The 16,271-nt window shown below is 60.7% G+C and carries 13 protein-coding genes; 8 read left to right on the top strand and 5 right to left on the bottom strand.

All coding sequences use genetic code 11. The features are described from left to right. Window positions 1–174: 174 nt before the first annotated feature. Both HMPREF9081_RS01925 and treC read right to left on the bottom strand, forming a co-directional pair. Complete coding sequence (locus HMPREF9081_RS01925; protein WP_040394256.1) at window positions 175–621, bottom strand: metal-dependent hydrolase; 447 nt, start codon at window positions 619–621, stop codon at window positions 175–177. Between the two features lie 40 nt (window positions 622–661). Then, window positions 662–2,323, bottom strand: coding sequence for an alpha,alpha-phosphotrehalase (gene treC / locus HMPREF9081_RS01920; protein ID WP_006305231.1), 1,662 nt, complete (start codon window positions 2,321–2,323; stop codon window positions 662–664). Between the two features lie 234 nt (window positions 2,324–2,557). Between treC and HMPREF9081_RS01915 the strand changes: the two genes are divergently transcribed. Together HMPREF9081_RS01915 and HMPREF9081_RS01910 are read left to right on the top strand one after the other, a co-directional pair. Next, entirely contained in the window at window positions 2,558–3,796 is a 1,239-nt protein-coding gene (locus HMPREF9081_RS01915) for a glycerate kinase type-2 family protein (protein WP_174262940.1), read from the top strand. A 57-nt stretch (window positions 3,797–3,853) separates the two neighbouring features. After that, entirely contained in the window at window positions 3,854–4,792 is a 939-nt protein-coding gene (locus HMPREF9081_RS01910; protein ID WP_006305229.1) for a PD-(D/E)XK nuclease family transposase, read from the top strand. Window positions 4,793–4,896: 104 nt separating this feature from the next. On the opposite strand, the gene HMPREF9081_RS01905 is transcribed toward HMPREF9081_RS01910, so the two are convergent. The 3 genes from HMPREF9081_RS01905 to HMPREF9081_RS14300 all read right to left on the bottom strand — a co-directional run bounded on the left by HMPREF9081_RS01905 (window position 4,897) and on the right by HMPREF9081_RS14300 (window position 9,227). Continuing rightward, complete coding sequence (locus tag HMPREF9081_RS01905) at window positions 4,897–5,763, bottom strand: autotransporter outer membrane beta-barrel domain-containing protein (protein WP_006305228.1); 867 nt, start codon at window positions 5,761–5,763, stop codon at window positions 4,897–4,899. Further along, the gene (locus HMPREF9081_RS14165; RefSeq protein ID WP_006305227.1) at window positions 5,760–8,441 is read right to left on the bottom strand and encodes a hypothetical protein; all 2,682 of its coding nucleotides are present in this window, start codon (window positions 8,439–8,441) and stop codon (window positions 5,760–5,762) included. Before HMPREF9081_RS14165 ends, HMPREF9081_RS01905 begins: the two co-directional genes overlap by 4 nt. 99 nt (window positions 8,442–8,540) lie before the next feature. Further along, window positions 8,541–9,227, bottom strand: a complete 687-nt coding sequence (locus HMPREF9081_RS14300; protein ID WP_006305226.1) for a hypothetical protein — start codon at window positions 9,225–9,227, stop codon at window positions 8,541–8,543. 555 nt (window positions 9,228–9,782) lie between these two features. On the opposite strand from HMPREF9081_RS14300, the gene rsmG reads away from it, so the two are divergent. From rsmG to HMPREF9081_RS01865, 6 genes are all read left to right on the top strand, one after another. Continuing rightward, a complete protein-coding gene (gene rsmG, locus HMPREF9081_RS01890) occupies window positions 9,783–10,484 on the top strand; it encodes a 16S rRNA (guanine(527)-N(7))-methyltransferase RsmG (protein WP_040394253.1) in 702 nt (233 codons plus the stop codon). Between the two features lie 114 nt (window positions 10,485–10,598). After that, a complete protein-coding gene (locus tag HMPREF9081_RS01885; RefSeq protein WP_006305224.1) occupies window positions 10,599–11,651 on the top strand; it encodes a hypothetical protein in 1,053 nt (350 codons plus the stop codon). Between the two features lie 14 nt (window positions 11,652–11,665). Next, window positions 11,666–13,849: a putative bifunctional diguanylate cyclase/phosphodiesterase gene (locus HMPREF9081_RS01880; protein WP_006305223.1), complete on the top strand. Its 2,184-nt coding sequence runs from the start codon at window positions 11,666–11,668 to the stop codon at window positions 13,847–13,849. Window positions 13,850–14,169: 320 nt separating this feature from the next. Beyond that, window positions 14,170–14,820, top strand: a complete 651-nt coding sequence (locus HMPREF9081_RS01875) for a sigma-70 family RNA polymerase sigma factor (RefSeq protein ID WP_006305222.1) — start codon at window positions 14,170–14,172, stop codon at window positions 14,818–14,820. A 92-nt stretch (window positions 14,821–14,912) separates the two neighbouring features. Further along, a complete protein-coding gene (locus tag HMPREF9081_RS01870; RefSeq protein ID WP_040394251.1) occupies window positions 14,913–15,137 on the top strand; it encodes a type II toxin-antitoxin system RelB/DinJ family antitoxin in 225 nt (74 codons plus the stop codon). 334 nt (window positions 15,138–15,471) lie between these two features. After that, complete coding sequence (locus HMPREF9081_RS01865; RefSeq protein ID WP_040394249.1) at window positions 15,472–16,242, top strand: class I SAM-dependent methyltransferase; 771 nt, start codon at window positions 15,472–15,474, stop codon at window positions 16,240–16,242. Window positions 16,243–16,271: the final 29 nt, after the last annotated feature.

Genomic DNA, 16,271 nt, shown 5'->3' with positions numbered 1-16,271 from the left:
AATCACTGAATCCATGAGAAATGGGCTGCTGCACGAGCGCCCCTATCGGCTCGCTGCGCTCGCCACTTCCCCCGCTCTGGCGGGGGAAGCTAAGATACCATAATCCTAGCCTCCCCCGCCAGAGCGGGGGAGGGGGACCGCATGTAAAAGCGCCCTGCGTTGACCAGGGCGCTTTTACATGCGCAGAAAATACTGTCCTGCATATACAACAACAATGCAGACGAGTACGAACAGATACTCACGGAACGAGCCGACGGTGAAGAGCCGCATCCCGATCTTCTGCGTGGGATAGAGGAAGGGCACCTTGCCGCAGACGGCATCCTCCGCGATGTGGCAGAGCGCACCAATGAAGATCCATGTGAGGACGGTGAAGAACGCCGCATCGTAAAAGAAATAACGCTGCGCCTCGCGAAGACCGCCGATCAGCGCAAGGTAGAGCATGGGCCAGTGCGACCAGCCGCGATGGCGGCTGCGCCATGTATGCCACCCGACGCTCTGCGGCGTACCCTCAACCTTATCCGGCAGGACGGCGCCGACCGCAGCCGCAGCCGTACAGAGTGGATCGGCGGTGACGGCGTAGGCGATCGTGGCGGTGAGACTTGTGTGGGATACCCACTTCATGATACCGAGGACTCCTTCTTCGTGAGGGACTTGACACCCCTCAATCGCAGGCATTTTCTCCCGCCCGCACCCGCTCAAGCACAACGACCTCGTACGGGCGCAGATCGCGCGCGAGCCCATCGTAGTTGCCGAGGAGCTTCGTCCAGCCCGCGTCCGCAAGATCCTCAAGGGCGTCCTCCATCAGGGGAACGTCCGCCGCGCGGAAATTGCAGTAGACGCGCAGTTTCTGCCCCGCATGGGCGCGCTCGTAGGCGACGATGCTCGCGTTTGCGCGTTCGAGGAAGAAGATGTCGCCCTTCTGGATGATGGGCATTTCCTTGCGCAGGCGGATGAGGGTCTGATAGAAATGAAAGACGGAGTCCGCCTCCCCGCGCTCCGCCGCAGCGTTGATCGTGTCGTAATTCGCGGGCGGAGCGAGCCACGGTGTATCGCTCGTAAAGCCCGCGTTGTCCTCGGCACTCCACTGCATAGGCGTGCGGCTGTTGTCGCGCGAGCGCACGGAGAGGATATGCAGCGCCTCGTCCTTCGTTTTGCCCTCGTCCAGCAGGATCCTGTAGTAGTTCAGGCTCTCCACATCGCGGTACTGCGCGATATCCGTGTACTGCGCGTTCGTCATGCCGAGCTCCTCGCCCTGATAGATATACGGCGTGCCGCGCATGAAGTGAATGCACGCGCCGAGCATCTTCGCCGACTCCCTCCAATACGTCCCGTCGTCGCCGAGGCGGCTGACGACACGCGGCTGATCGTGGTTGCACCAGAAGACGGCGTTCCAGCCGCCGCCCGCCGCCATGCCCTCCTGCCAGACCACAAAGAGGTTCTTCAGCGCCATGATGTCCGGTTCCTGTAGTGCCCACTTCGCGCCGTCCTTATAGTCGATCTTCAGATGGTGGAAGTTGAAGACCATCGAGAGCTCCTTCTCGGAGGGGTTCGAGTAGCGGATGCAGTTCTCGAGGGTGGTGGAGGACATCTCGCCGACCGTGATCATCGTGTCGATCCCCGTATCGCGCGTGAGTTCCTTCAAAAAATCGTGGACGTGGCGCCCATCGGTGTAGAAACGGCGTCCGTCGCCCTCGTGATCATCCTCGAAAACGGCGGGCTTTGAGATCAGGTTCACCACGTCGAAGCGGAAGCCCTCGACGCCCTTTGCCTTCCAAAAGCGGACGACGTTCTTTAGTTCCTCGCGCACGCGCGGATTCTCCCAGTTGAGATCCGCCTGCGTCACGTCGAAGAGATGCAGATAGTATTTCCCGAGCGCGGGGACATACTCCCACGCGTTTCCGCCGAACTTCGACGCCCAATTCGTCGGCGGCTGCCCCTCCTTGCCGTCCTTCCAGATGTAGTAGTCCATGTAGTCGGGATCGCCTGTAAGCGCGCGTTTGAACCACTCGTGTTCGGTCGATGTATGGTTGAATACCATATCAAACATAAGACCAATGCCGCGTGCCTTTGCCGCGCGGATGAGCGTATCCACATCCTCCATCGTGCCGAAGCGCGGATCGACGGCGCAGTAGTCCGCGACATCGTAGCCGTTGTCCTTCTGCGGCGAGACGAAGAACGGAGTCAGCCAGAGGAAGTCGACGCCGAGCTCCCTCAGATAGTCGAGCTTGGCGGTGACGCCATTCAGATCGCCGAGTCCGTCGCCGTTCGTATCGTAGAAGGATTTCGGATAGATCTGGTAAACGACCTTGTCTTGTATATTCATGGTACATGCTCCGTTCTGAGTATGAAAGCATAAATCGCCCAAAGCGCCCCTACCACCGCTTGCGCGGTCCCCCTCCCCCGTATCGACGGGGGAGGCTTAGGAAAGCACCACCTGCGGTGTGATCTTGCGATAGTATTATTAGACCATAGAAAATGATTTCGGTCAACGGGGGACTTTTGATGCTTGTTTCATTTGTGCTATAATAAGGAAGAAAATAGGAAAGGAGAGATCATCATGAACTTGCGTAACGATGCCGATGGAATCATCAAGGAGAGTTTCGCGGCGATCCTGCCGGATGCGGCGGTGCAGAAGGCGCTCGCGGGGCACACATTCCCGCGAGGGCGCATTGTGCTCATCGCGGTCGGCAAGGCGGCGTGGCAGATGGCGCGCGCGGCGGCGGATGTGCTCGGGGAGCGCATCGACGTGGGGCTTGTGATCACGAAATACGATCATGTGATGGGGGAGATCCCACATGTGCGCTGCATGGAGGCGGGGCATCCCGTGCCCGATGAGAACTCGTTTGCGGCGACCACGGAGGCACTGCGTCTCACGGAGAACCTCACGGCGGAGGACACCGTGCTCTTCCTCCTCTCGGGCGGCGGCAGTGCGCTCTTTGAGCAGCCGCTGATCCCTGCGGCGGAGCTCACGGAGCTCACGGAACAGCTGCTCGCCTCCGGCGCGGACATCGTCGAGATGAACACCCTCCGAAAGCGCATGAGCGCGGTCAAGGGGGGACGGTTCGGAGCGCACTGCGCCCCCGCGCACGTCTTCTCCATCGTGCTCAGCGACATCCTCGGCGACCCGCCGGGCATGATCGCATCAGGCCCCGCACACCCCGACACATCGACGGCAGAGGATGCGCACAGGATCGTGGAGAAATATCACATTCGCCTCTCGGATGCGGCAAAGGCACTGCTCGACAAGCCTCTGCCGACAGCCCTGCCGAATGTCGAGACGCACATCACGGGCAGCGTGAAGGGGCTCTGTGCGGCGGCGGCACAGGCGGCAGAGCGGCGCGGATATACGCCCGTCCTCCTCACCGATCAGCTGGACTGCGAGGCGCGCGAGGCGGGACGCTTCCTCGCGGACATCGCACGCACGCATGCGGGCGATGGTGTTTCGTATGCCTACATCGCGGGCGGCGAGACCGTCGTGCAGCTCAAGGGAAAGGGACGCGGCGGCCGCAATCAGGAGCTTGCGCTCGCGGCGGCGGACGGCATTGCGGGGCTTGCGAACGTTGCCGTCTTTAGCGTCGGCAGCGATGGGACGGATGGTCCCACGGATGCGGCGGGCGGCTACGTCGACGGGGGGACGCGGGCAGCGCTCGCACATGAGGGGAAAAGCGCCGCTACGGCACTCGCCGAGAACGACGCCTACCCCGCGCTGAACGCCGTCGGCGGGCTTATCATAACGGGACCCACGGGCACGAACGTCAACGATGTGGCGGTTGTGCTGATACGGGGAGTTGAGTGAGAAATTTCCTTGCATACCCGTGCCCAATACGCTAAAATAATTACAGGAGGGGATTCGATGGCACCGGACACGGAGGAAGCGCGGCGAGCGTGGTATCGGGAGATCATACAGAGTTTTACGCTGATGGATGATATCTTTATGACGGCGGTCTTTCAAAACAGTCTTCCCTGTGTTGATCTGGTCTTGCAGATTATCCTCGATCGCCCGAATCTCCATGCAACGAGCGTCGTCACGCAGAACACACTGAAGAATCTGCACGGACACGATGTGCGGCTCGATATTCATGCCTTTGCGGACGGGCAGGAGTTCAACATCGAAATCCAACGTGCGAAAAAGGGCGCAGCGCCGCGCAGGGCGCGCTACCACAGCAGCATCATGGATGCGAACGCCTTGCCTGAGCGCGCGGACTATGAGAAACTGCCGGAGTCATACGTCATCTTTATCACCGAGACAGATGTGCTCGGGAAAGGGAAGCCGCTCTATGTGATTGAGCGAACGATCAGGGGCGACGGCGACCTCTTTGACGACGGCACACATATTGTCTATGTGAATGGTTCGATGGTGGATACGGAGACCCCGCTCGGGCGGTTGATGCACGATTTTCAATGTGTGCAGCCGGAGAAGATGTACTATGAAGTGCTTGCGGAGCGGACGGGAGCGTTTAAGAACACGGAGGAAGGAGTGACGCACATGAGCTCGAAGTGGGATCAGTTCGTTCAGGAATTTCGTGAAGAGATGATGGAGCGCGGCATGGAGCGCGGCATGGAGCGCGGCATGGAACTCGGCATGGAGCGCGGTATGGAACTTGGCATGGAGCGCGGTATGGAACAAGGTCTGGAGCGTGGTATGGAACAAGGTCTGGAGCGCGGCAAGGAGACGGAGCGTCTTTCATCCATCCAGCGCATGATGGAAAGACTGTCGCTTACGGCGGAGAAGGCGATGGACGTGCTCGCGATTCCGCAGTCGGAGTGGAGCAGGTATAAGGCGATGCTGTGAGCGATGATCCATAACATATGAAAAGAACCCGTCGGCGATGTGCCGACGGGTTCTTTGTGTCTGGAAGCATTTTTCGTTAGACGCTCAAGACGCGTGCGACTTCCTTAGAACTTCCAAGCAAATCCTGCTCTAAAGGTCACGCCGCGCAGCTTGCCCACCCAGCCCTCGACGGAGAGGTCGGCGGTGGAGTTGCTGCTCATCTGCGTTTTCCAGCCGAGCTCGAGGCTGCCGGAGAAGCCCTTGAGCGACGGGGACGGCGAGGTGTAGCTCATGCCGCCCGCGCGGTGGTAGGTCGCGCTCGCCTCACCGTCGAACTCATACTGCATGGATGCGCCGAGGATGAGCGCGCTGTTGCCGTGCACGAGCTGCCAGCGCTCGCCCACGCGCAGGACGTGACTGTTCACTGCAGAGAACGAGTAGCGGTCGCCCGTGGAGAGCGTTGCGTCCGCACTGCCCAGCCGCGTGAAGAAGTACCGCGCATAGACCTCGCGCGTGCTCTTGTCCTGCATCGTCACATGGTTGCCGATGCCGAGATGTGCGCCGATGTAGTTCGCGTCCGCGTCGTAGGACGTGTGCGTCGCTCTGCGCCCCGTCGTAAGATCGGCAGAATAGTCCATGCTCGAGCGTCCGCAGCGCAGGCTCGCCTCGGAGAACACGCCGTTCGGCTGCTCCCAACGGACAAAGCCGCCGCCGCCGATGTAGCGGAGAGTGCCGTCGCCGTGCGCACTGTTCACGTAGCTGTCGTAGCTGCCGCGCCCGTACTCGACAATGGGACCGAAGATCAGACGGTCGTCGCCGCGCAGAACCTCACGCGAGAAACCGACGGCGAGATTCATGCCCTTGACATCGACGTGCGAGCCGGTCTTGGCGCGCATCGAGGAGCCGCTCATCGCCGCAAAGGGAGCAAAGCCCTCGGATGCCGCCGCCTCGATGGACGCACTTGACATACCCAGATTCGTAAAGAGATTCATGCCCGAGCCGATAAAGGCAACCGAACCTGCCGCCGTCTCGGCAAGGGACTTCGCGTTGTCCTCATCGAGTCGGAAACCATCGCCGGGGGGCGTGTCGGGGGCGGTGTCGGTGGTGTCGGGGGCGGTGTCGGAGGAGTTGGGGGTGGTGTTGGAGGTGTTGGAGGTGGAGTCGGCGGTGTTGGGGGTGGTGTCGGTGGTGTTGGGGGCGGTGTCGGTGGTGTTGGGGGCGGTGTCGGAGGAGTTGGAGGCGTTGGAGGCGGCGGAGGCGTCTCCGGCGGCAGTGCGGGCGGTGTCGGCGGAGGTGTGACGATCCCACCCGGCGGTGTAATCGGCGGCGAGCCAGGTGGCGTCGGCGGGGTCGCCCCCGATGGCAGCGGCTTCTCGTCAGGCTTCGGCGCCGACGGTACGGGCACCGGAACGCCCGCATCGGTTGTGACGCCGTCACGCCGCACGATCAGCTCTTTACGGTTCGTCGTCACGCTCATGCGTTCCGTACCGGAGATGCCCTCATGCACAGTCATCGTGGCTGTGCCGTCATTGTGAATCTCCGCATTTACCGTATGGAGAAGGCGGATACGGTTCGGGAGCGAGGTGCTGCCCTGCAGATGGGCATCGACCGTCTTGCCGCTGAGGTCGATGTTCCTCGTATCGTCCCTGACGTAGAGCATCGTATCATCTTCGGTGATATCGCTCGGAACATAGAACGCGAATCGGTCGAATCCCTCCACGCTCTTCACCGTGATATTCTTCGTATCCTTTAGGACGAGCTCATTGTTGGCTGCATAGGCCCCCGCGCCGCCGACGCGGTGCCGATAGCCGTAGAGACTTGCGAAGGAGAGATCGTCTGCGCCCGAGATCTCGATCTTATTATCTTGAACCTCCTCATGGACATTGGTGGGATCCGCTGCGGGATCTCCCAGAGCCGCGCCTGCGTAGATGCTGCCGCGATAGGTGCCGCCGTGGATGTAGAGCTCGTTGTAATTGGACTTGAGGTAGACATTGCCCGTGTCGGAGCCACCCTGCGCCATGCCGCCGTAGACATCCCCGTCATACGTCGTGTCCTTCATCAGGTGGGTAATGTTCCCCGAAGCCTCTGCCTCTGCGCTGTGATTGCCCGCCGCTCTTGCCTCGGCAGAGCCGCCGAAGAGATCCCCTTGGAACCGCGTGGTGCTGCCGTACACCCAGAGGCGGTTGTCGACGGCATTTGCCGCGCTGCCTGCAGACGTGTTCCGCGCAAAGATTCTGCCGCTCGTCACGTCCTCACGGAACGTGCCGGCACGGATGGTGAGCTGGTTGCTGTTTGCCTCGCCTTTTGGTTCAGCGACATTGTTCGTCTCGATCGTACTGTAGCCCGCCGCGCTCTTGTCGGTGAATGTCCCTGCGCCTGCACCCACCCAGACCTTGTTCTCGTTCGCCTTTGCGGTGCTGTGGGTCACCGACTCACCGGGCGCGAGCTGCTTGCCCTCGGCGTAGCCGCCGATGAAGTTCTTTGCCCCCGCGGAGACGGCCAGCTTGTTCTTGTTGGCACTCGCATTGAACTCGCCCTTTGCCTCGGCATACGCCGAGCCGCCGTAGAGTCCCGCGCCGTACGTGCCTCCCAAGGCGTGGACGGTGTTCTCGTTCGCTGCGGCATTCGTGACGCTGTCCGCCGCCGTCGTCGTATTCCGGGCAAAGCTCCTGCCGCCCGCCACATCCTCGTTGAACGTGCCGTCCTGCAGGAGAACATCGTTCCTTGCTGCAGCAGCAGACAGCAGCTTCGTATTGTTCGCTGTGATATGGACGTAACCGCCCGCGCTCTTGTCGGTGAATGTACCGGTAGAGCGGATCTCCATACTGTTCTCGTTCGCCGTGCCCGTGCTCTGGAGGACGTACGTGCCGCTGTCTTGCTGCGTGCCCTCGGCATAGCCGCCGATGAAGCTGCGCGCGCCGCCCCTCAGACTGAGCAAGTTCTCGCTTGCCAGTACGTCAAAGGTACCCTTTGCCTCAGCAGATGCATGACCTCCCATGAGGTCCGGCGTGATGTTCGTCTCGGTGGAGAGGTAGTTCTTCGTCGCCTGTGACACAGCGCTGCCGTTCTCGGACACTGCTTCGGCACTGCCGCTGTAGACGTTCTGCTGATAGGTGCCTCCCTTCACATACAGCTCGTTCTCGTGCGCTGCCGCCTCTGCCCGGCCCGCAGTCGCCTGTACCTTCGCAGAGCCGCCGATCAGATCCGCGTTGAACCAGCCCGCATGCGTGCCGACCCAGAGCTTGTTCTTGTTTGCCGTCGCCGCCGCGAAGGTGTCTGCACCTGTGCGCTCGCTCTTGATAGAACTGCCGCCGCCGAGCGCGCCGCCGCCCCAAATATTATCGAAGTTGCCGCCCTCGATGGAGAACTCGTTCTCGTTTGCCGCAGCGCGCAGCGTGGTCGTGTCGGATGCCTTGAGTTCACTGTAGCCGGCTGCACTCTTGCGATCGAACGTGCCGGAGCCTGCCCCGATCCAGACCTTGTTCCGGTGCGCCTCTACCGTCCCGAGCGTGGGGGAGGTGTGCTCTACCTGCCACGCTACCGCCGTGCCGCCGTAGATCTCCTCCCCGCTGGTCCTTACGTTGGCAACATTCTCATTTGCCTGCAGGTTGACGTTTGCATCCAGCTCGGCGACTACCCTGCCGGCGGCCATAAAGGAATTCTGTGACATATCCGTGTTGATCGTCAGGTGATTTCGGAGGGCTCTTCCTGCAGCGCCGCCGTGCTCGTTGATGGTGACGTCGCCTGCGTAGATGATTTTCGTACGCCCCTATAGGAAGCTGCCGCCCGTGATGGTGAGCGTATTTCCCTCCGCCGTGGCATCAGCAAAGATGGTCCCGCTGTCATCGATAAATGCATGACCACCATGAAGATAACGTCCGTCGAAGCTGCCGCCTGTGATGGTGGCATGGTTTCGCCGCGCCACTGCCACTGCCTGCGGGCCGCCGTCCTCAACGCGCGCAAGGCCGCCGGCAACGGCAGATCCGTCGGTGCCTGTAAATACGCCGCCCGAAACCTCGACCGTGTTGTCCTCGACAAGGGCTGTGCCGCCGCTCGCCCATGCAGCTACACCGTAGGCTCCCTTCAGCTTGCCGCTGCGGACAATCGCTTTGCTGTTCGAAAGATGAATGTTTGCATTTGCCAAGGGGATAACGCGGTATGCGCCGACAACGTTTCTCCATCGGTCAAAATTCCCGTGGGTGTCCTTCACGCCGATGTTCGGCGTATCGCCGTCGCCCGTTCTGCCGACGGTGATGGTGGCGGACGATCCGTCCATGCTGCCCGCAACCCCGTCCTCTGTCACCATGTCCGATGTGACGGAGGAGGCGACGATGGGATCGGCGTACGCGTACGGGAGCGCGCCGAGCGTCACCGCGCCTGCCGTGAGGGCGGCGAGGATGCGTGGGGCAAGTGTCCGTGATGGGGGACGTTTGCTGCGCTGAGAATGGTGTTTCATGATGGTTGACTCCTTTCAAGATAAATACATCCGATGTGGGCGCCTTGAATCATGCCGATTCTTCCTCTCCGATTCCTACTGTAGCATATTTCAGAAAAATGCGTACTGTAGCAAATGACAGGAATCAAAAGTCCTAAAAATGGGCAAATCCTGTATTTTCAAGGGGAAACGAGATTTATTAGACGAAAATTTTTTTGCAATGTTTTGTCTGGCAATCGGACGGGGAATGCGATAGAATAAATGGTGGAACCACCAGCTTCCCCCGTCGAGGCGGGGGAAGTGCCGAACGCAGTGAGGCGAAAGGGGCACCTCTGGCTCGTGTGACTCTCTTGCGATAGAGATGTGTCGATTGCCCAAGGTGCCCCCACCGTCACGCTGACGCGTGCCACCTCCCCCGCTATGGCAGGGGAGGCTAAGATGGCGTGATGCTGCTGTGTACTGCAGCGGTGTGCTGAAAGAGATTTCGCAGAACGGGAAGAAATGCAAGTTGGGTTTGCGCTTGCAGACCGGCACAGATCCGAAAGGATTTTAATGAAAGCGGCAAAGGAGGCGCCGATGACTTTTTTCGAGGAGATCCTCACGCGGCGTGCGGCAGAGGCGGGGATCACGCTGACCGATGCGCAGATCGCGCAGTTCGCGGTCTATAACGAGATGCTCACGGACTGGAATACACGCATGAATCTGACGGCGCTGACATCCCCGGAGGATGTGGCGGTGAAGCATATCATCGACAGTCTGACGGCGTACGATGCCGCGCTGTTCGATGGGGCAAAGATGCTGATCGATGTGGGGACGGGTGCGGGGCTGCCCGGTATCCCCCTCGCGGTCTATGCGCCGCATGTCCATGTGACGCTGATGGATGCGCTCCAAAAGCGCGTGCGGTTCCTCATGGAGGTGACGCGCGCGATGGGGCTGACGAATACGTGCGCGATTCACGCGCGCGCAGAGGAGGCGGCGCGTCAGGCAGCGCACAGGGAGTGTTACGATATCGCGGTGAGCCGTGCGGTGGCGCGGATGCCCGTGCTGCTCGAATACGCGCTGCCGCTGGTGCGCGTGGGCGGCACGTTCCTCGCGCTGAAGGGGCGTGCGTACGCGGAGGAGGCGGCGGAGGGCGCGGGGCTCGCACGGTCGCTCGGCGGCGGTGCGATACTTGCGCGTCCCGTCTATCTGCCGGGACTCGACGATGTGCGTGCGATTCTCTCGGTGACGAAGGAGCGCCCGACGCCGAGGGGCTATCCGCGCCGACAGGTGAAATAATAAAGGATTTATCTGTTTTGTGTCGAACATATAAAACTAGTATACGTGTATTTGCTGTGCGGATTTTCGGCGCGGCATGTGAAAAAGGACACGATTCGATAAGGGGATGACGTGATGAAACGATGGAGAGGGTTGGCTCTCGGGACGCTGACGATATTTCTCCTGTCCGCACCGGCTGCGGATGCGGCAGAGGCGACGACGACGACGGTGCGCTCGTCTGTGGCAGATGATAATGCGGCGCGGGATGCGGAGCGCGCGGCGAAGGCTGCGGCTCGTGCAGAGCGGCAGGCAGAGCGCGCCGCTGCACGGGCGGAGCGTCAGCGGGCGATCGCGGAGGCGAAGGCGGCGCGCGTCGCGGCAAAGGATACACCTGATGCAGCCCCCGTGCGCATATCGGAGAATCCCCCTGCTGCGGTGGCACAGACGGCTGCACCCATTGTGGAGGCGCTGTCTGAGTCAACGACCGAGGGGGCTGCCCCTGCGGTACCTGCCTCCACGGTGGAGGCGACTGCTCCTGCCGCCTCTCTCACAGAGAAAAAGGCGGCGCGTGCCGAGCGTCAGCAGGCGCTCGCAGACCGCAAGGCGGAGCGCGCGGCGGTAAAGGCGGAGCGCAAGGCGGCTCTCGCTGCGGCGAAGGAGGAGAAGCGTGCGGCGAAGGCAGCCGAGAAGGCGGAGAAGAAGACCGCGCGTGCGGAGAAGGTGGCGCAAAACAAGCGCGACCGAGGCTCGCGCTACAAGACGCTCTTTACGGACAACGGCTTTACGTACTATATGGATGCGACGAATACGCGCTGGGTGCCGCGTCCCTACAACAGTTCGGAGTATATGATCGACGCATGGGTGCGTCTCGTGGAGAATACGACGGGGGAGCCGCTTGTGGAGGATGGGAAGATCCGCCCGGCAAAGTATTTCCTTGAGCACTACTACATCAGCCCTCAGCGCCGCGAGATCATGTTCATCTCGCAGCTGGAGGTGACGGGGCGTCCCGAGAATGCGGTGAAGGAGCGCCCCTACGATCCGCGCAACTGGGAGCAGCTCGTTCCCGGCTCGATCGAGGATGCGATCTTTGAGGCGGTGACGAAGCGTATGTCGTCTGCGCCCGGCGCGAAGACGGGCGGCATGAGTGTGCGCGATATGGTGGAGGAGTACGCACGTATTTCGTTCTAGGGAGCTTTCCCTAAATGAACTCGGTAGGTGGAAAGGGAGGGTTCATTCTGTTGGAACAGTACGGCGAACGTGATCTGTGTCAGGTGACGGGGCTGCTGAATATGATGCAGTTCATGCGCCATGCGTCCGCGCATATGCAGGATCCATTGGCGGAGCCGCTGACGTTCATGTATTTTGACATCGAGAATTTCAAGAGTTTTAACCAGCGCTACGGCTTTCAACAGGGAAATCGCCTGCTGCGCTACGTGGCGGATCTCCTGCGCGAGACCTTTGAGGGGAACTTGGTCGCCCGCTTTAACGACGATCACTTTGCGGTGGCGACGCAGAGGAAGAATCCGAACGACTGTATCCAGTTTATCCATGAGCGGATCCGCGTCTATGATCTGGGGCTGCCGATGGAGATGAAGGCGGGGATCTATCATCCGCTGCCGGAGGTGACCGATGTCGCTCTCATCATGGATCGCGCGAAGATCGCGTGCAACAGTATCAAGAATACGTACGATCTGACGTGGGCGGAGTTCGATCCCGCGATGGAGGAGGAAATCAATTTCCGCAGCCACATCATCCGCTCGTTCCAAGAGGCGATGATCGAGGGCTGCATCGAGGTCTACTATCAGCCGGAGATCCGTGCGATGACGCGCGAGATCTGTGGGTTCGAGGCGCTGGCACGATGGAGGGATCCGGCGCACGGGATGATCTCGCCGGGGGTGTTCGTGCCCGTTCTCGAGGACGCGCATCTCTCCCCGCAGCTGGATCTCTACATCATCGAGCGGGTCTGTCAGGATGTTGTGCAGGTTCGCCGTGATATTCCGGACTGGGAACTGCTGCGCGTGTCGGTGAATCTCTCGCGTGCGGATTTTCGTCTGATGGATATGGTGCAGGCAGTCGAGGATGTCCGTCTGCGCTATGATATCGCGCGCTCTATGCTGAACATCGAGGTGACGGAGGGTGCGATGAATGAGGACGAAAAGTTCCTCCAAGGTGAGATTGCACGCTTCCGCGCGGCGGGCTACGAGGTCTGGATGGACGATTTCGGCAGCGGATACTCGTCGCTGAACAATGTCAAGGACTATGTCTTTGATGTGCTCAAGATCGATATGAATTTCCTGCGCTCGTTCGAGACGAATCCGAAGTCTGCGATCGTCATCCGCTCCATCGTGAATATGGCGAAGGAACTTGGACTGCATACGCTCGCCGAGGGTGTGGAGACGGAGGAGCAGTTTGCGTTTCTGCGCGAGATCGGCTGCGAGAAGGTGCAGGGCTATCTCTTCAGTCCACCGATGCCCTTCGACAAGGCGGTCGCCTATTGCTACGGGGAGACGGCGCAGGTAAAGGTAGAGCCGTTCCGACTCGGCAGCTACTATCAGGAGATCGGCGCGATCAATGTGCTCTCAAGTGAGGCGCTTGAGCGGCGCGGCTCGCCGGAGATCGGGGATGCGCTCTCGCTCGCGGTGCTCGAAGAGTGTGACGGGGAGATCCGCTATCTCTACCAGAGCAAGATGTTCAAGATGTTCCTGCGCAATATCGAGCTGGATGAGGACAGTGTGCATACGCCGCACTACGAGCGGCGCAAGCGGCAGAATGAGCGCATGATTGCGCGTATGATGGTTGAGGCGGACCGCACGGGGCGTGAGGTCTATACGGACTTTATCACGCGCAACTCGTTCAACTCTGTCCGTCTGCGTCTTGTGACACGCGACGTGGATGATACGCGTGCGGTCTTCCTGATGGCGACGGTGAATATCTCGCGCTTTTCCCCGGAGGCGGGCTCGATGCAGGAGGCGCTGAATCAGATTGTGGCGCTCTACGACCGCGTGGATCTTTTCGATCTGGGGTCACGCAAGATCATGCAGCTCTACCGCGATGTCTATGAGGTGAACTATACGCAGGAGTATGGGCATTTTGAGGAGCTGGTCGCGTACTACGCGGAGGAGAAGATCATCCCCGCCGAACAGAAGCTGTTCAAGAAGTTCTACAGCGAGAAGCATCTCCGCGCCATCCTGGAGGATAAGGCGGGGCGCGAGGAGGTCGCGATGCTGTTCTACAAGCAGATGCCGGACGGGGCGCGCGTGCTGCGGCTGCATCATCTCGTGCCGTTCCGTCTCGGGCAGCGCGACTATGTGATCTCGTGCGTGCAGGCGATCAATGAGAAGCTCATCAGCGCGGTGACCATCGCGCTCGCGGAGGAGGACGAGTAGGGGCGGAAGCGCATCGAGGAGCGCCCCTATCGCCTCGCGTTCGCTCGGCACTTCCCCCGTTCTGACGGGGGAAGCTAATATAGCAGAATAGCCTGCCCCGCCACAGCGGGGAAGGGGGACCATGCGAAGCATGGTGGAAGGGGCGCCTTGCACGGCAAGGAAAGCCCTGCGTGAGAATGATAAAGGGGCGCCTTGCACGGGCGCCTCTTTTTTGTTGCGTGCGATTTTATGTCCATCACGCCGATACGCTTTTTGCATCGTATGTTTTCTTTTGCTATACTTCCTCTTGATAAAACATCTGTTTGAAGGAGGTATACACAATGAGGGAACGAAATGAGGAAATGCTGCCGCGCCCTGCGCGGTGGGAGCACGCGCCTCTCACAAAGGCGGAGGAGGATGCCGTGATCGCGCGTGCGGTGCGCGGGGAGGCGGGCGCGATGGCGGAGATGCACGCGCGCTATCGCGGGCTGATCGTCAATGAGTCACGTGCCTCGTATCTCCGGAATGCGGCGCTCGCGGCGGATGCGGAGAGCATTGCCCTGCTCGCGTTCATCGAGGCGCTGCATGACTACGATCCGAAGCACGGCGCACCGTTTGCGGGCTTCGTGAAGGGACGCGTGCATCACGCGCTCTATACGGAGTTCCGCCGCGAGCGGCGGCTCTGGGAGCGGACGTGTCACCCCGAGCAGGATGCGGATGCGCGCGATGCGTGGGAGCGCTGCGGCGGCGCGGACGATGCGGCGGAGCGTGCGGATCTCCGCCTCCTCGTGCGCGGGCTGCTGCGCTCGGCGATGCATCGCCTGACGGAGCGCGAGAAGGAGATCCTCTCGCTGCACTACTTCCGCGATCTGACACTCAGGCACATCGCCGCGCTCCTCGGTACGTCGGCAAGTGCCGTCAGCAAGAGTAAGGCGAATCTGCTGCGGAAGCTGCGCGAAGGGGCAGGGATGGAAGGGCTCGCGCCCGCATGAGAAGTGTGCCGAAGGACAGGTTTCCCTTGCAACTCCGCTCAAAATATGCTATTCTTGGATAGAACAATGGATTTGTAAAGGAGATGTCCTACATGGCACAGACTAGCATCAGCATTCGCATGGACGCTGAACTCAAGAAGAACTTCGAAAACTTCTGCGGCGCAGTCGGGATGAATATGTCGACGGCGATCAATATGTTCGCGATCGCATGTGTGCGCGAGCAGCGCGTCCCGTTCGAGATCTCGGCGCAGCGTGCACTGCCGGGCGAGCCGCTCGATCTCTTTACCGATACGACGTGGAGCGACGGGGAGCGTTGAACATAAAGCCTCCCCCGTGCGCCACGGGGGAGGGGGACCGCGGAGCGGTGGAAGGGGCGCCCTGGACGATATAGCTTTTCTATCGTAAGAAAGCGGCATCCGTCACAAGCGCCCCTACCGGCTCGCGTTGCTCGCCACCTCCCCCGTTCCGACGGGGGAGGCTTATAGAGCATAATCTACATAAGGGGACGGCACACACAAGGGGCATTTGCCCCTTCTTTTTTTGCGCTTTTTTCGGGCGTGTGACTTTTGCAACAGAATCGCGAAGCATTCTCATCTATACTAGCCTCATCGATGAAAGTTGTTTTCAATCATATAGATGGGAGCGATCCACATGGCAGAAGAGAAGAAGCACGAACCGGGGCATGAGTTCCTCGCACGTCTGGGCAAGACACGGCTGCGTCCGGGCGGGCGTGAGGCGACGGAGTGGCTGCTGGGGCACGTTGACTTTACGGCGGATACGCGCGTGCTTGAGGTGGCGTGCAATATGGGGACGACGATGATCGCGCTCGCGGAGGCGCACGGCTGCCGCATCACGGGGCTGGACATGAACCCCGCCGCGCTTGAGAAGGCGCGTGCGAACATCGAGAAGCACGGGCTGACGGACGTGATTGATGTGGTGGAGGGGAACGCGATGGCACTGCCCTTCCCCGATGCGTCGTTCGATGTGGTCATCAATGAGGCGATGCTGACGATGCTGCCGCGCGAGAACAAGGCAAAGGCGATTGCCGAGTACTTCCGCGTGCTGAAGCCGGGCGGCGTGCTCCTCACGCACGATGTTGCGCTGCGCGTGGCGGATGAGGCGGAGGCGGCGGAGCTGCGCGCGGGCATCTCGCGCGCGATCAATGTAAATGTCGATCCGCTCCCGCACGCGCTCTGGGAGAAGCTGTTCCATGACGCGGGCTTTGTGACCGAGGTGCAGACGGGCGATATGACGCTGCTCGATCCTGCGGGTTTGGTGCGCGATGAGGGGTTTGACGGGGCGATGAAGATCATCCGCAATGGTCTGCGCACGGAGAACATCGACCGTTTCCGCAAGATGTTCAATTTCTTCTTCGACCATAATAAGGAGTTCTCGTATATCGCAGTCGTGAGCAGAAAGTAACGATGGCTTTGCCTCTTTGGGAGAGCGGG

It is taken from the genome of Centipeda periodontii DSM 2778 (assembly GCF_000213975.1).
Classification (GTDB): Bacteria; Bacillota; Negativicutes; order Selenomonadales; family Selenomonadaceae; genus Centipeda; species Centipeda periodontii.
This window is presented reverse-complemented; position numbering and strand designations above follow the sequence as displayed.

Coding starts and splice junctions, on each gene's coding strand:
- HMPREF9081_RS01925 (WP_040394256.1), bottom strand. CDS start 621: ATGAAGTGGGTATCCCACACAAGTCTCACCGCCACGATCGCCTACGCC.
- treC (WP_006305231.1), bottom strand. CDS start 2,323: ATGAATATACAAGACAAGGTCGTTTACCAGATCTATCCGAAATCCTTC.
- HMPREF9081_RS01915 (WP_174262940.1), top strand. CDS start 2,558: ATGAACTTGCGTAACGATGCCGATGGAATCATCAAGGAGAGTTTCGCG.
- HMPREF9081_RS01910 (WP_006305229.1), top strand. CDS start 3,854: ATGGCACCGGACACGGAGGAAGCGCGGCGAGCGTGGTATCGGGAGATC.
- HMPREF9081_RS01905 (WP_006305228.1), bottom strand. CDS start 5,763: ATGAATCTCTTTACGAATCTGGGTATGTCAAGTGCGTCCATCGAGGCG.
- HMPREF9081_RS14165 (WP_006305227.1), bottom strand. CDS start 8,441: ATGTCACAGAATTCCTTTATGGCCGCCGGCAGGGTAGTCGCCGAGCTG.
- HMPREF9081_RS14300 (WP_006305226.1), bottom strand. CDS start 9,227: ATGAAACACCATTCTCAGCGCAGCAAACGTCCCCCATCACGGACACTT.
- rsmG (WP_040394253.1), top strand. CDS start 9,783: ATGACTTTTTTCGAGGAGATCCTCACGCGGCGTGCGGCAGAGGCGGGG.
- HMPREF9081_RS01885 (WP_006305224.1), top strand. CDS start 10,599: ATGAAACGATGGAGAGGGTTGGCTCTCGGGACGCTGACGATATTTCTC.
- HMPREF9081_RS01880 (WP_006305223.1), top strand. CDS start 11,666: ATGAACTCGGTAGGTGGAAAGGGAGGGTTCATTCTGTTGGAACAGTAC.
- HMPREF9081_RS01875 (WP_006305222.1), top strand. CDS start 14,170: ATGAGGGAACGAAATGAGGAAATGCTGCCGCGCCCTGCGCGGTGGGAG.
- HMPREF9081_RS01870 (WP_040394251.1), top strand. CDS start 14,913: ATGGCACAGACTAGCATCAGCATTCGCATGGACGCTGAACTCAAGAAG.
- HMPREF9081_RS01865 (WP_040394249.1), top strand. CDS start 15,472: ATGGCAGAAGAGAAGAAGCACGAACCGGGGCATGAGTTCCTCGCACGT.